Raw genomic sequence first — 14409 nt, forward strand, 5'->3', positions numbered from 1 at the left:
CGTTTCCCTCGACCACTCGACCAAAGGCATAGGGGCACCCCCGCCGTGCCACACCTCTGCTCACGGAGCCGGAGGAGACCTGCCGGCCCTTCGTCGGCTCCCCCTTTGGCCCCCGGCACCTCCCGGTCTGCCTCCCGGGTCTCCCTGGACGGCCGGTCGTGCAGGCGTGGGGACGGGCGGGCGTGGATAGGTTGACGGTATGGGCAGCCCCAAGGACTCCACAGACCCGAACGCCACGCACCCCGACACCTCCGGCACCCTGCCGGTGCCCGCCACGCGGGCCGGGCGGGAAGGACTCGACGCGCTGATCGCGCGGCCGGGCAGGGCACTGATCGCGCTCGACTTCGACGGGACGCTCGCGCCGATCGTGCCCGATCCCGAGCAGGCCCGTGCCCATCCCGACGCGGTGCGCGCGCTCGCCGCGCTCGCCCCGGAGGTGGCCTCCGTGGCGGTGATCACCGGCCGGCCGCCCGCGGTGGCGGTACGCAACGGTGGCTTCGCGGACGTTCCCGGCCTGGAGCACCTCGTCGTCCTCGGCCACTACGGCGCCGAGCGCTGGAGCGCCGCCACCGGCGACATCACCGCGCCCGCCCCGCACCCCGGGGTCGCCGCCGTGCGCGCGGAACTGCCGGGGCTGCTCGACCGGGCCGGCGCCCCGGAGGGCACCTGGACCGAGGAGAAGGGCCGCGCGGTGGCCGTCCACACCCGCAGGACCGCCGACCCCCAGGCCGCCCTGGAGGCGCTGCGCGAGCCGCTGACCGGCCTGGCGCAGCGGCACGGTCTGGTCGTCGAGCCCGGCCGCATGGTCCTGGAGCTGCGTCCGCCCGGCATGGACAAGGGCGTCGCCCTGACGGAGTACGCCCGCGAGATCGGTGCCGGGACCGTCCTGTACGCCGGGGACGACCTGGGCGACCTCCCCGCCTACGCCGCCGTCGACAGGCTCCGCTCGGACGGCGTCCCCGGGCTGCTGGTGTGCAGCGGCAGCGACGAGGTCACGGAGCTGCGGGAACGCGCGGACGTGGTGGTCGACGGCTCCGAGGGGGTCGTCGACCTGCTCGATGCGCTGGCGCGGGCCCTGCCCCCACGCACCGACACGACCGGCTGACCGACACGACCGGCTGGCACCACCGCCGGTACCGATGCCGATGCCGACCGCCAGGCACCGGACACCGGGCACCAACGGCCCGCGCTCGACGCTCCGCCCTGCGGGGACGCCGCCGGCGGCAAGCTCCGCTCGGACGGCGTCCCCGGGCTGCCGCTGTGCAGCGGCAGCGACGAGGTCACGGAGCTGCGGGAACGCGCGGACGTGGTGGTCGACGGCTCCGCCGGCCGGTCCCGCGTGTCCCGTCGGCCCTGCCGTCCCGCGCCCCGTCAGCGCTGCGTGCGGCGGGACGCGCGGACGCGTCTGAGCCGGTTCACGGTGACCGGGTCGTGGGCCAGGGCGCGGGGGTCGTCGAGCAGGGCGTTGAGGAGCTGGTAGTAGCGCACCGGGGCCAGGCCCAGCTCCTCGCGGATCGCCCGCTCCTTGGCGCCGGGGCCGAGGAAGCCGCGGCGCTCCAGCGCGATGATGTCCCGCTCGCGCCGCGCCGGCAGCTCCCGCTCCCGCCCCAGCTCCTGCTCCTGCTCCCGCTCCAGCTCCCGTTCCTGCTCCCGCTCCCGCTCCCGCTCCTGCTCCTGCCCCAGCTCCCGTTCCTGCTCCATACCCGCACGGTAGCCCTCGCCGCCGACAGCCGGGTCCCGGCAGGGGCTGCGGGCTCCGAGGGTCCTACTGCGCGCTCTCCGCGCGCGTGGCGGTCGCCTGGAGCTGGCCCAGGACGCCCTCGGGGCTGCCGCCCGGGGCCACGGCCTTGCCGATCCGCTGCTTGACGGCCGCGTTGACGTCGGCCCAGGAGGTGTTGCCGACCGGGTAGAGCTCCGCGGTCGCCAGCTGGTCGAGGAAGGGCCGGAGTTTCCTGTCCTCCGTGGACTCGCCCATCACGCGGGACGCGGAGGTGGTGACCGGCAGCAGGTCGTACGCGCGGGAGAACTCGAGCACGTGCTCCTCGCTGTAGACGAAGTCGAGGAAGTCACCGATCTCGTCGCGGTGGCCGTTCTTCTTGAAGGCCATCATCCAGTCGGCGACGCCGAGCGTGGACGGGCTCTCGTCGCCGGCCCCCGGTGTCGGCACGGTGCCGAACTCCACGCCCTTCTGCTCGGCCATGCCGACCAGCGACGGGTGGCCGTTCAGCATGCCGACGTCACCGGCGGCGAAGGCGGCGAACGCCTCGGCGCGGTCGAGTTCGCCGGGCGCGACGGGACCGGTCAGGCCCTTGCCGACCAGCTCGTCCTTCAGCCAGGTGAAGGTCGCGGTGTTCTGCGCGGAGTCGAAGGCGTAGGCACCCATGGTGTCGGTGTAGCCGCCCTTGCCGCCGAGCAGCCACTGCATGGTCTCGGCCTGCGCCTCCTCCGGGCCGAGGGGCAGCGCGTAGGGGTACTTCACGCCCTCCTCCTTCAGCACCTCGGCGTTCGCGGCGAGTTCGGCCCAGGTCTGCGGCGGGGTGAGGCCGGCGTCCTCGAACAGGGCCTTGTTGTAGAACAGCACGCGGGTGGAGGCGGCGAACGGCATGCCGTACTGCACGCCGTTGACCTGGCCCGCGGTGGCCAGCTGCGCGACGAAGTCGGCCTGTACGGGGATGGAGAGCACGTCGTCGGCCTTGTAGAGCAGTCCGTCGGCGGCGTAGTCGGCGTACGCGCCGATCTGGGCCATGTCCGGCGGGTCGCCCGCGTCGACCCGCTCCTTGACCTCGCGGTCGACGTCGTTCCAGGAGTGGACGGTGACGTCGATCGTCACGCCCGGATGTTCGGCCTCGTACTGCTCCGTCAGCGTGGCCCAGTACTTCTTCGTGCTGTTGTCCACGCCGGTGCCGTAGTCGGCGGCGACCAGTTCCAGGGTGACGTCGGAGGAGTCTCCTCCGACGCCGCATCCGCCGAGGACGCCCGTCAGTCCCAGTGCGGACACCGCCGCGATCGTCCTTGCCAAGCCCCGCCGCTGCACTGCTGCTCGCTCCCGCTCCGGCGCTCCGCGCCATCCGCTCCGAAACTCTTCCAACTTTTCCGATAATCGGATCAAGGTCTACACCATGTAAGTGGACTAGACCTCTTGAGGGTCCCGGGGTCACACTGTCCCCCGTGGAACACGTCATCGCCCTCGATGTGGGCGGCACCGGGATGAAGGCTGCCCTGGTCGGAGCGGACGGCACGCTGCTGCACCGGGCCCGCCGGGCCACCGCGCGCGACCGCGGTCCGGACGCGGTCGTGGCCGGAATCCTGGACTTCGCCGCCGCTCTCCGCGCCCACGGCGCCGAGCACCTCGGCGCACCCGCGTCCGCCGCAGGCCTCGCCGTCCCCGGCATCGTCGACGAGACGCGGGGCGTCGCCGTCTACTCCGCCAACCTCGGCTGGCGCGACCTCCCGCTGCGCGCACTGCTCGCACAGCGGCTCGGCGGCATCCCGGTCGCCCTCGGCCACGACGTGCGCACCGGCGGGCTCGCCGAGGGCCGCATCGGGGCGGGCCGGGGCGCCGACCGCTTCCTGTTCGTGCCGCTGGGCACCGGCATCGCGGGCGCCATCGGCATCGACGGCCGGGTGGAGGCGGGCGCGCACGGCTTCGCGGGCGAGATCGGTCACGTCGTGGTACGGCCCGGCGGCGTTCCCTGTCCGTGCGGTCAGCACGGCTGCCTGGAGCGGTACGCCTCCGCGGCGGCGGTCGGCGAGGCGTGGGCGGCGGCCTGCGGCGCCCCGGACGCGGACGCGGCCCGCTGCGCCGAAGCCGTGGAGTCGGGAGACGTACGGGCCCGGAAGGTCTGGCGGGAGGCGGTCGACGCGCTCGCCGACGGGCTGGTCACCGCGCTCACCCTGCTGGACCCCCGCACCCTGATCATCGGTGGCGGGCTGGCCGAGGCAGGGGAAACCTTGTTCACACCGCTGCGGGAGGCCGTCCGGCAACGGGTCACCTTCCAGAAACTGCCGTCCCTGGTCCCCGCGGCCCTCGGGGACACCGCCGGATGCCTGGGCGCGGGCCTCCTCGCCCGTGACCTCCTCACCACCGCCGCCCCCGCGACCGAATCCGCCACGGACCCCTCGGCCGCCTCCTCTCCCCACCCTTCGGAGGTAACCACCTGATGGCCCCCACCAAGGTTCTCGCCGGTGCCCGGGTGGTCCTGCCCACCGGGACCGTGGACAACGGCCGCGTGACCGTCGAGGGCACCCGGATCGTCGCCACGGCCCCCGCGAACGCCTCCTCCGGAAATCCCGGGGCCCCCGGGAACGCCGAGACGCTCGACCTGACCGGGCACTGGCTGCTGCCCGGCTTCGTCGACCTCCACAACCACGGCGGCGGCGGCGCGTCCTTCACCTCCGGCACGGTCGACGAGGTCCTCAAGGGCATCCACACCCACCGTCTGCACGGCACCACCACCCTGCTCGCCTCGACCGTCACCGACGACCTGGGCTTCCTCACCCGGCGCGCGGGCCTGCTCGCGGAACTGGCCGAGCAGGGCGACATCGCCGGCGTCCACTTCGAGGGGCCGTTCATCTCACCGTGCCGCAAGGGCGCGCACTCCGAGGAACTGCTGCGCGACCCCGACCCGGCGGAGGTCCGCAAGCTGATCGACGCCGCCCGCGGCCGGGCGAAGATGCTCACCCTGGCCACCGAACTGCCGGGCGGCCTCGACTCCGTACGCCTGCTGGCCGAGCACGGCGTGATCGCGGCCGTCGGCCACACGGACGCGACGTACGAGCAGACCGTGGCCGCCGTCGACGCGGGCGCCACCGTCGCGACCCACCTCTTCAACGCCATGCCGGCGCTCGGCCACCGCGCCCCCGGCCCGGTCACCGCCCTGCTGGAGGACGAGCGGGTCACGGTCGAGCTGATCAACGACGGCACCCATCTGCACCCGGCCGCGCTCCGGTTGGCGTTCCGTCACGCGGGCCCCGCGCGGGTGGCGTTCGTCACGGACGCGATGGACGCGGCCGGCTTCGGCGACGGCCGCTACATGCTCGGCCCGCTGGAGGTCGAGGTCGCGAACGGGGTGGCCCGGCTGGTGGAGGGCGGCTCCATCGCGGGCTCGACGCTCACCCTGGACCGCGCCCTGAAGCGGGCGGTGACCGTCGACGGGCTGCCCGTCGAGCACGCGGTCGCCGCCCTGTCCGCCAACCCGGCCCGGCTGCTGGGCATGGACGACCGGATCGGCTCCCTGGAACCCGGCAAGGACGCCGACCTCGTGGTCCTCGACGCGGACTTCACCCTCAAGGGCGTGATGCGCCAGGGCGAATGGGTGCTCTCCCCCCAACCGGGCTGACCCGCCCCCCTGTCGGGCCCGAGGCACCGGCCGGGCCCTCCGACGGGGCGGTCCGGACGGGCGTCTCTTCGGCACGCTCGCGGGCCGGAGTCACCGAGGGAGGCGGCCCGGCGGCCCTCACGGCCACGCTGGAACACCACGCCCGGCATCACCTGTCGCGTACCTGCCGTCGGGCCTGGTGGGGCAGCTGCCGTGGCCGGACCGTCCCAGCCGGGCAGCGGCCCTGCCCGCGGTGGCCGTACCGGTCCCGGCGGCGAGCGAGTCCGACCACGAGACCTACGAGGACCTGCCGCCCGGGACGGTGTTCACGAGCCGGGCCGGAACGGCCCAGGGTCTACCCCGGGGGCCGGGGCGGGTTCCGCCCCGTGCCGGCGGCCTCTACTTCTTGACCTGGCCTTCCTTCAGCGACAGCTGGTCCAGCAGGACGTTGCACTTGTCGCCGTCGGCGCAGGAGACCGAGAGGGTGTTGGTGCCCTTGTTGAGCGTGGGCCACGCGAAGGTCTGGGTCCAGCCCTTCGAGAAGTCGCCGTCCTCGGCACGGGCGAAGTTGTCCATGTTGAGCTTGGAGCCGAACTCCTTGCCGTTGACGGTGAGCGTCATCGACTGGGGGTCGTCGGTGGTGCTGTAGCGCACGAAGACGGTGTAGGCGCCGTCCTTCGGGATGCCGTCGACCGTCCAGGTGACCGAGGAACCCGGCTTGTTGAGGTTCGCCACGTAGACGCCGCCGTCGGACTGCGCGCCCTCGACGTCCTGCGCGAGGGTCGCCTCGCCGCCCAGGCGCAGCGCCTTGGCGTCGATCGTCGGCAGTTCGGCCGCTTCCTCTTCCTCGTCACCGCTCGCCGAGGGGCTGCTCTCCCCGGTGGGCTGGGACTGGGTCGGCGTCGAGTCGGCCTGGTTGCCGCTCTTGTCGTCCTCGTCGTCGCCGCCGATCATCGCCAGGCTGATGCCGACGACCACCGCGGCGAGCACCGCGACGGCGCCGATGAGCAGGCCCTTGGTGTTCGGGCCGCGGCCCCGGCCGCCACCACCACGACCGCCGCCGCCATGGCCACCACCGTGACCGCCGCGGTTGCCGGGCAGCTGCGAGGAGCCGCCGGGCAGCGTCTCCGGTGCCGCGTAGTTCGCGTTCGGCTGGCCGTACGTCCCCTGCTGCGGCGCCTGCGCCGCGGGGCCCTGCTGGCCGTACTGACGCGTACCGACCGCCCGCACCCGGTTGACCGAGTTCGGGTAGCCGTAGCCCCCGGACGGCGGCTGGGCTCCGTTGGCCTGCCCGTCGGCGTAGAGGTAGCCGAACGGGTCGTCGTCCTCGGGCGTGCTCGCGCCGTTGTTGCCGGGCGTCATCCCTTGGTACTCCTAGCTGCGGATCGAATGCGGTACGGGTGGTGAGGAAGGCGAGCCTACCCGCTTCGCGTGCCCCGAACGGGTGGCTCCGACCGCGTCAACCGGCTGACCTGCGGTTCATCCCGCCCGCCGATGCTGTTTGGGACGAGATCGTTTCTCGACGTACATCCGCTCGTCGGCGGACTTCAGCACTTCGTCCGCCGTCATCCCGCAGTGGGCCCATCCGATGCCGAAGCTGGCGCCGACCCGCACGGCCCGTCCCTCGGCCCGGATGGGCTGGATGATCTCGTTGCGCAGCCGCACGGCGAGGTCCTGGGCGTCGGCCCGGCCGAGCCCGTTGGCGAGGATCACGAACTCGTCGCCGCCGAGCCGGGCGACGGTGTCGCCGTCCCGGACGCCGTTGCTGAGCCGGCGGGCGACCTCTATGAGCACCGTGTCCCCCGCGTTGTGCCCGAACCGGTCGTTGATCGACTTGAAGCCGTCGAGGTCGCAGAAGAGCACCGCGAGGCCCTTGGCGCCGTCGTCGCGGTCGCCGTCGGGGGCGATGGCGTGCACATGGTGGTCGTAGCCCTCGAACCCCTCGGCCTCGGGCGGGAAGTCGAAGTCGTGACCGCGGTCGAAGGCGGGCGGACCGTGGGCGGCGTCCTGGGAGTCGAAGGACTCGAAGGCGGCCATGGCCTCGTCGACCGCGGCGGGCAGCACCGACGGGCGCTGCCGGCACAGGCGGGCGGAGAGCCGGGCGCGCAGCTCGGCGGAGTTCGGCAGGCCGGTGAGGGAGTCGTGGGAGGCGCGGTGCGCGAGGTGCAGCTCGCGGCGCTTGCGGTCCTCTATGTCCTCGACGTGGCTGAGCAGGAAACGCGGCCCGTCGGCCGCGTCGGCGACGACGGAGTTGCGCAGGGACACCCACACGTAGGTGCCGTCCCGGCGGGCCAGCCGCAGCTCGGCGCGGCCGCCCTCGGCGGAGGTCCGCAGCAGCGTGCCGATGTCCTCGGGGTGCACGAGGTCGGAGAAGGAGTAGCGGCGCATCACGGAGGCGGGGCGGCCGAGCAGCCGGCACAGCGCGTCGTTGGTGCGCAGGATACGGCCGTGCTGGTCGCCGCCCATCTCGGCGACGGCCATGCCGGACGGGGCGTACTCGAAGGCCTGCCGGAAGCTCTCCTCGCTGGCGCGCAGCGCCTGCTGCTCGCGCTCCAGGCGCACCAGGGCGCGCTGCATGTTGGAGCGCAGCCGGGCGTTGCTGATCGCGATGGCGGCCTGGAAGGCGTACATCTGGAGCGCTTCGCGGCCCCAGGCGCCGGGCAGCCGGCCGTTGCGCGGGCGGTCCACGGAGAGCACGCCGACCAGTTCGCCGGCCCCGCCGCCCTGCGGGCCGGGGGCGTACATCGGGGCGAAGAGCCGGTCGGAGGGGTGCCACTCGTCCTCGAAGCGCGGGGCGGGGCCGTCGGTGTACCACTGCGGGACGTCGTCGTCGTCGAGGACCCAGCCCTCGGTGTGCGGGATGAAGATCAGGTCGCCCCAGCTCTCCCCCATGGAGAGGCGGCGCTCCCAGGATGCGCGCGAGCCGACCCGGCCGGTGATGAGGGCCTCCGCGGCCGCGTTGCCCGAGAACGCGGCGACGACCAGGTCGCCGTCGGGACGCACGAGGTTGACGCAGGCCAGTTCGTACCCGAGGGAGTCGACGACACCGTCGGCGACGGTCTGGAGGGTGTCGGCCAGGCTGCGGGCCGTGTTCATGTCGGCCATGCCCCGGTGCAGTTGCCGCAGGGAAGCAAGGCGGACGTAGGGCTCCGACTCGGCCTCCATGCTCACCCTCCCCCCGGGACCTCGCGGCGAATCAAGCGTTCTCATCGGCGTATCGTCCTGGCAGTCTTTCCAGCCACTGAATCACAGCGCGCTGCCCACTCGGTACACAGGGTCAACAATTATCGTATCTTGTGACTCAAGTCACAACCAAACGTGAACAATTGAGAGACCTTTCCGCGGTTTCTCCGGCTCCTCACCGGAAATGCCGAATGCGCGGCATGTGCCGCCCGCGAATTCCGCGGCCCTTCCACGGGGTCCGGCCCGTGGCCGCCCGCCCGTGCCCGCGGAACGACGGAGTCCGCCGCTGGTCCTAGGTCCCCGCTCGGGCGGAGGCCTGATGCGGTGCGTACGGAGCGGAGACTAGCGTTTCCGGCGTGCCGAACATTCCCGTACCCCCGCCCACGATCACCCCTGTGCCCGCCGCCCGGCATGCTGAGGGGGTGAGCAACGACGAGTTCCGTGCAGCCATGTCCCGTCTGGCCGCCGGCGTGGTCCTGGTGACCGCACAGGAACCGCCGCTGGACCCGGACGACCCGCGGGCACCGGCCGGCGAGGACGTCGGCATGACCGCGACCGCGTTCCTGTCGGTGTCCCTGGACCCGCCGTTGGTGCTGGTCAGCCTGCGTGAAGGCTCCCGCATGGACGACCTGCTCGACGAGCAGCCGCTGTGGTCGGTGTCGGTCCTGTCCGAGAGCCAGCGGCACATCGCGGGCCGCTTCGCGATGAAGGGCCGGATCAGCGACCGCCTCCTCTTCGAGGACATCCCGTACGTGCGGGGCGAGCACAGCGGCGCCCCCCTGGTCGGCGGCGCCCTCGCCACCCTGGAGTGCCGCACCGAGCAGCGGGTGCCGGCCGGCGACCACACCCTGGTGATCGGCCGCGTCCTGACGGCGGACGTACCCAGCGCGGACGGCGGGCCGCTGGCCTACTTCCGGGGCCGCTACCGGCACCTGGCCTGAGCCGCCCGAGCCCTCCCCGGAACCCTCCCCCGCCACCTCCCGAACTCACCCGAACTCCCCGAACCGGAAATTCCTTTCGCCGGCAGGAAGGGCGAACCTACGCTGCCCGGGTGACGAAGACCACACATCCCCGTCTCGAAGAGATCACCTCGGAAAACCTCGACGCCGCCCTCGGCCTACGCGTCCGCCCCGACCAGGAGTTCGCGGTCGCCCCGGTCGTGAAGTCCCTCGCCGAGGCATACGTCCACCCCGGCTCCGCCCGACCCCGCCTGATCATGGACGGTGACCGCGCGGTCGGCTTCCTGATGGCCTTCCTCGACATCGGCTGGCACGACGGCGGCAGCGTCGTCCGCTCGGTCCTGTGGCGGCTGGACGGTGGGGGGGGTACCTCCCGGCTCGAGCGCAGTCGAGAGTCGGGGGAGGCCGAGGAACAGGGCAAGGGTTACGGCCGCTTCGCCGTGGAGGCGGTCGCCGACCGGATCCGCGCCCGGGGCGGCAAAAGCAGTGCGGCGTCTCCCGGCCCGACGGGAAGCGAGGCACTCCGCCCCGCGCCGGTCACCCCCAGTCCCGCGCGGAGCGCCCCCGCTTCGTCTCCGAGCGCTGCTTCTTCTCCCGCAGCCGGCGTTCGTTGATGCCGCGCGGGATGCGGGTCGGCCTGCGGGGCCGGGGCGGGGGCGCGGTGGCCTCGGCGAGGAGCGCCGCGAGGCGCACGGCGGCGGCCTCCCGGTTGCGCCACTGGGAACGGTGCTCGGAGGCCCGGACGGTGACGACACCGTCGGACAGCCGCCCCGCCAGCCGCTCCAGCGCCCGCTGCTTCCACACCTCGGGCAGCGCCTGCGTGGCGGCGAGGTCGAAACGCAGCTCGACCTGCGAGTCGGTGGTGTTCACGTGCTGCCCGCCGGGCCCCGACGAGCGCGAGAAACGCCACATGAGCTCGGCCTCGGGCAGGAGGACGGAGCCGCGGATACTGAGAGCTCCGGGGGACCGCCCCCCAGACCCCCGACGGGGACCGGACATGCCGTCCATCGTCCCTCCTCCCACGGGTCCGCGTCACCCGAATATCCCGGGTAAAGAAAGTAAAGCCACCTGGAACCTCGCGTGCTCCTCTCGCGTTCAAGGAGGTAGCTGTAGCTTCGTAGCCGTACGTACACGAGGGAAGGGACTCCCAACAATGGCTGTAAGCCTGTCCAAGGGTGGCAACGTCTCGCTCACCAAGGAGGCTCCGGGCCTGACCGCCGTCACCGTGGGCCTCGGCTGGGACGTCCGCACCACCACCGGCACGGACTTCGACCTCGACGCCTCCGCGATCGCGGTCAACCCGCAGAGCAAGGTGTACTCGGAGGGTCACTTCGTCTTCTTCAACAACAAGCAGACCCCGGACAGCACCATCGTCCACACCGGCGACAACCGCACCGGTGAGGGCGAGGGCGACGACGAGCAGATCAACGTCAACCTGGCCGGCCTCCCGGCGGACGTCGACAAGATCGTCTTCCCGGTCTCGATCTACGACGCCGAGAACCGCAGCCAGAACTTCGGCCAGGTGCGCAACGCGTACATCCGCATCCTCAACCAGGCCGGCGGCACCGAGATCGCCCGCTACGACCTGTCCGAGGACGCGGCCACCGAGACCGCCATGGTCTTCGGCGAGCTGTACCGCAACGGCGCCGAGTGGAAGTTCCGCGCCGTCGGCCAGGGCTACGCCTCGGGTCTGACGGGCATCGCCCAGGACTTCGGCGTCAACGTCTGACGGACGACGCCGCGCGCATGCGCTGCGGAGCCCCCGGCCCGCCTCCCCGGCGGCCGGGGGCTCCGGCATGGGTACGGGGCGGTCACGGGGTCGGGCGTGGTCGCGGGGTCTACGCGGTCACGAGGGCAGGCGTGGTCGCGGGGTCTACGCGGTCACGAGGGCAGGCGTGCCCCATGGTCCGGCCTACGGCTCGGAGGGGCGTGCCGGCTTCCCCTCCCCGTACAACCAGTCCGACCAGATTCCGCCGAAGTCCTCGTCCGGGGCCGCCTTCTCCACGTACGACGTGAAGTCGCCGGTGTCCGCGGTGCCGTGGCGGTGGTCCTTCGCCCAGCCGCGCAGGAGGGCACGGAAGGCGTCGTCGCCGACCGTCTGCCGGATCCTGTGCAGGACCATCGCGCCGCGCTGGTAGACGGGGACCCCGGAGATGTGCTCCGCGTCGGGCGGCCGTGCGGGCGGGAACGACCAGATCGCCTCGTTCGTCGCCGCGTCGGGGAAGTACGTCCCGGCGTACATCGCGTCGAAGGTCTCCTGAGCGGTGCCGCCCCCGTGGTCCTCCCGCCACAGCCATTCCGCGTAGACCGCGAACCCCTCGTTGAGCCACATGTCCCGCCAGGTCCTCGGTGTGACGGAGTCGCCGTACCACTGGTGGGCCAGTTCGTGGACCAGGAGCACCGTGTCGGGCACCCCGGGGAACAGGGGCCGGTTCTGGGTCTCCAGGGCGTACCCGGCGTCCTCGGGACGCTCGACGATCGCCCCCGCGGAGGAGAACGGGTACGGGCCGAACCAGCCCTCCGCCCACTCCACCACGTCCGGGATCCGTGCCAGCACCGCACGGCTCGCCGCCGCCTGCCGCGGGTCGACGAAGGTGTGGACGGGAAGGCCACCGGGGGTCGTGGTGCGTCGGGCCTCGTACCGGCCGACGGCGAGCACGGCGAGGTAGCTCGCCATCGGCTCGGTGGTACGCCATGTGAAGGCCGTCCGGTCCCCCGTCGTCCGCTCCCCCGCGGGCTCGCCGTTGGACACCGCCCGCAGGCCCTTCGGCACCGTCGCCGTGACGGTGTACGTCGCCTTGTCGGAGGGGTGGTGGTTGCCGGGGAACCATGCCATCGAACCCGTCGGCTGGCCCAGCGCCACCGCCCCGTCCGCGGTGCGCAGCCAGCCCTCCTCGGAGCCGTCCGGGTCGGTGACGGTCACCGGGGCGCCGGAGTAACGGACGGTCACCCGGAACGTCCGGCCCCCCTCCAGCCCCTTCGGCGGCCGCACGGTCAGCTCCTGACCGGCGCGCCGCCAGCGTGCGGCGGTGCCGTCGACGGTGACCCGCTCGACGTCCAGCCCTTCGAGGTCCAGGTTCAGCGCGGTCAGGTCCTCGGTCGCGCGGGCGGTGATCGTCGCGGTGCCGGTGAGGTGGTGGGCGGCCGGGTCGTAGGCCAGGTCGAGGGCGTAGTGGGAGACGTCGTACCCGCCGTTGCCGGCCTCGGGGAAGTACGGGTCGCCCACACCGGCGCTGCCCGGACCACCGGAGCCCCCGGGCCCGTCGGACGCACCGCCCGCGCACCCGGCCGCCGTCACCGCCACGACCACGAGGGCGACGGCGGCGGCGACGGCGACGGCGGGCGGACGAGGGCCGCGGGGACGGCGAGGGCCACGGGGACGGGAGCGGAGGCGGGGGCGCACCCCGCGATCCTAGGGAGGACCCGGCCGCACATGACGGAACGACCCCGTCCGCCCCGCGGCCGCCGGGCCCGCCCCTCCCCCGGACCGTCCGCCGCCTCCGCCTCCGCCGTCCGCCCGTCGCCCTCGCCGTGACACCATCACCTCCGTGCTCGACATCGGCTACGCCCTCTCCAACCGCTTCCCCGACCCCCCGCAGACCGACTACCGCCGTGCGGACGTCCACGCCCTGCGGCACGACCTCTTCTGCGGTGACGTCTACCTCGCCGACACCGAGGAGGACCGGGAACTGTCCACAGCCTGGGGATGGGTGCCGGTGCTCGACTTCGCCTGGGCCCTGTGCGACATCGTGGAACGCGTCGACCGGGACCCGGCGGGCTCCCGCGCCTCCCGCCCCCAGTACGCGGAGCTGGACTTCACCGAATCCACCGACCGGCTGCTCTTCGAACGCCGTTTCGGCTGGGTGGACATCGAGGCCGAGTGGCGGCCGGCGGCCGAACCGCCCCTGACCTTCTCCCACGCCGAACTGCGCCGCGAGGCACGCGACTTCCTGCACGACCTGCTCGCCGACCTGACCGACCTGCACGAGGACCTGGGCGAGAACCCGGCCGTCTGGACCCTCCAGGCCCGCTACCCCCGCCTGAAGTAACCCACCGCGCCTCCCGCCCCACCGCCCCTCGCCCCGCTCCCCCTCACCCCTCCACCCGGATCCCCAGCTCCCCCGCCAGCACCGGCGCCAGATCCAGCAGCTGCCCCGTACTGATCACCGCCCCCGCCAGCCGGTCCACCCCCCGGGCGATCTCCAGCGGGGCGGCGCCGCGCAGATCGACGTCCGTCAGCGTGGCCCCGCCGAGATCGGCGCCCTTCAGCGCGCAGTCCACGAACTCCACCCGCTCCAGCCGCGCCCCGCCGAAGTCCGGCTCGACCAGGACACAGCTCTCGAAGACGACGTCCCTGAGCCGCGCGGACCGCAGATTCAGGAAGTCGATCTTCCCGCCCCGGACCAGCACCCGCTCCAGCCCCGCCCCGTGCAGCTGGGTCCCGCCGAGACGCGCGTCCGTCAGTTCGACGTCGCGCAGCGTCGCCCCGGAGAGATCCGTACCCACACCCCGCACACCGGCGAGGACCGAGTCCAGCACCCGGGTCCTGGACAACCGCGTCCCGTCCAGCACGCACCCCGTCAGCGCGCAGTCCATGAACCGCGCCCCCGCGCCGTCCTGCCCCGCGAGGTCCACCTCCCGGAACTCCAGACCGTCGTAGTCCCCGTCCGGCTCCAGCCCGCCCCCCTCGTACCGCTCCAGCACCGGCAACCGCACCTCCGGCCGCCGCGCGCCCTTCACCCCCGCACCACCCGCCGACCCCGCTCGCCCCACCATGCCCCCATCCTGCACTCCCCCACTGACAATCGACCTGACCTGCGAAGACCTCGAACCCGTCACATCCTTGGGATCGAATCCTTGATCGGGGGTGCTCGTTCGTGCTGGGTGGCGCTGTCCTCACGGGCCAGCACCACCCAGCATGTCGCTTGGCCCTGAGGTCAGCGGCCCCT

General features: G+C 73.1%; 14 protein-coding genes and 1 pseudogene. 8 read left to right on the forward strand and 7 right to left on the reverse strand.

Features of this window, described 5'->3' with window-relative positions:
* The first annotated feature begins 199 nt into the window (after positions 1-199).
* Both otsB and ORI94_RS19595 read left to right on the forward strand, forming a co-directional pair.
* Positions 200-1105, forward strand: coding sequence for a trehalose-phosphatase (otsB, locus tag ORI94_RS19590; RefSeq protein WP_266077320.1), 906 nt, complete (start codon positions 200-202; stop codon positions 1103-1105).
* A gap of 108 nt (positions 1106-1213) precedes the next feature.
* Positions 1214-1330: pseudogene (locus ORI94_RS19595) on the forward strand (trehalose-phosphatase); the annotation flags it as partial.
* A gap of 41 nt (positions 1331-1371) precedes the next feature.
* On the opposite strand, the gene ORI94_RS19600 reads toward ORI94_RS19595, so the two are convergent.
* Both ORI94_RS19600 and ORI94_RS19605 read right to left on the reverse strand, forming a co-directional pair.
* A complete protein-coding gene (locus tag ORI94_RS19600; protein WP_266077394.1) occupies positions 1372-1611 on the reverse strand; it encodes a DUF3263 domain-containing protein in 240 nt (79 codons plus the stop codon).
* 154 nt (positions 1612-1765) lie between these two features.
* Positions 1766-2998 (reverse strand): extracellular solute-binding protein, encoded by a 1233-nt coding sequence (locus ORI94_RS19605; protein WP_416237853.1) that lies wholly within the window; start codon positions 2996-2998, stop codon positions 1766-1768.
* Between the two features lie 170 nt (positions 2999-3168).
* Between ORI94_RS19605 and ORI94_RS19610 the strand changes: the two genes are divergently transcribed.
* Both ORI94_RS19610 and nagA read left to right on the forward strand, forming a co-directional pair.
* The gene (locus tag ORI94_RS19610; RefSeq protein WP_266077324.1) at positions 3169-4161 is read left to right on the forward strand and encodes an ROK family protein; all 993 of its coding nucleotides are present in this window, start codon (positions 3169-3171) and stop codon (positions 4159-4161) included.
* Positions 4161-5339 (forward strand): N-acetylglucosamine-6-phosphate deacetylase, encoded by a 1179-nt coding sequence (nagA, locus tag ORI94_RS19615; RefSeq protein ID WP_266077326.1) that lies wholly within the window; start codon positions 4161-4163, stop codon positions 5337-5339. Before ORI94_RS19610 ends, nagA begins: the two co-directional genes overlap by 1 nt.
* A gap of 378 nt (positions 5340-5717) precedes the next feature.
* Here the strand turns inward: nagA and ORI94_RS19620 are convergent, their stop codons facing one another.
* Entirely contained in the window at positions 5718-6680 is a 963-nt protein-coding gene (locus tag ORI94_RS19620) for a carbohydrate-binding protein (RefSeq protein ID WP_266077327.1), read from the reverse strand.
* Between the two features lie 117 nt (positions 6681-6797).
* A complete protein-coding gene (gene cdgB / locus ORI94_RS19625; protein WP_266077329.1) occupies positions 6798-8483 on the reverse strand; it encodes a diguanylate cyclase CdgB in 1686 nt (561 codons plus the stop codon).
* Between the two features lie 467 nt (positions 8484-8950).
* Here cdgB and ORI94_RS19630 point away from each other — a divergent pair, with 467 nt between their 5' ends.
* Entirely contained in the window at positions 8951-9442 is a 492-nt protein-coding gene (locus ORI94_RS19630; RefSeq protein ID WP_370626650.1) for a flavin reductase family protein, read from the forward strand.
* A 110-nt stretch (positions 9443-9552) separates the two neighbouring features.
* Complete coding sequence (locus tag ORI94_RS19635; RefSeq protein WP_266077333.1) at positions 9553-10074, forward strand: GNAT family N-acetyltransferase; 522 nt, start codon at positions 9553-9555, stop codon at positions 10072-10074.
* On the opposite strand, the gene arfB is transcribed toward ORI94_RS19635, so the two are convergent.
* Positions 9998-10468, reverse strand: a complete 471-nt coding sequence (arfB, locus tag ORI94_RS19640; protein WP_416237854.1) for an alternative ribosome rescue aminoacyl-tRNA hydrolase ArfB — start codon at positions 10466-10468, stop codon at positions 9998-10000. The genes ORI94_RS19635 and arfB overlap by 77 nt on opposite strands.
* Before the next feature lie 145 nt (positions 10469-10613).
* Between arfB and ORI94_RS19645 the strand changes: the two genes are divergently transcribed.
* On the forward strand, positions 10614-11189 hold the full coding sequence (locus ORI94_RS19645; protein WP_042168946.1) for a TerD family protein: 576 nt from the start codon (positions 10614-10616) through the stop codon (positions 11187-11189).
* Between the two features lie 183 nt (positions 11190-11372).
* Here ORI94_RS19645 and ORI94_RS19650 read toward each other — a convergent pair whose 3' ends face one another.
* Positions 11373-12863 carry a M1 family metallopeptidase gene (locus ORI94_RS19650; protein ID WP_266077337.1) on the reverse strand — a complete coding sequence of 497 codons (1491 nt, stop codon included), beginning with the start codon at positions 12861-12863 and terminating at the stop codon, positions 11373-11375.
* 145 nt (positions 12864-13008) lie between these two features.
* On the opposite strand from ORI94_RS19650, the gene ORI94_RS19655 reads away from it, so the two are divergent.
* Positions 13009-13509, forward strand: a complete 501-nt coding sequence (locus tag ORI94_RS19655; protein ID WP_266077339.1) for a hypothetical protein — start codon at positions 13009-13011, stop codon at positions 13507-13509.
* A gap of 43 nt (positions 13510-13552) precedes the next feature.
* Here the strand turns inward: ORI94_RS19655 and ORI94_RS19660 are convergent, their stop codons facing one another.
* Entirely contained in the window at positions 13553-14236 is a 684-nt protein-coding gene (locus ORI94_RS19660) for a pentapeptide repeat-containing protein (protein ID WP_266077340.1), read from the reverse strand.
* Between the last annotated feature and the right edge of the window lie 173 nt (positions 14237-14409).

It is taken from the genome of Streptomyces sp. NEAU-W12 (assembly GCF_026242095.1).
Taxonomy (GTDB): Bacteria; Actinomycetota; Actinomycetes; order Streptomycetales; family Streptomycetaceae; genus Streptomyces.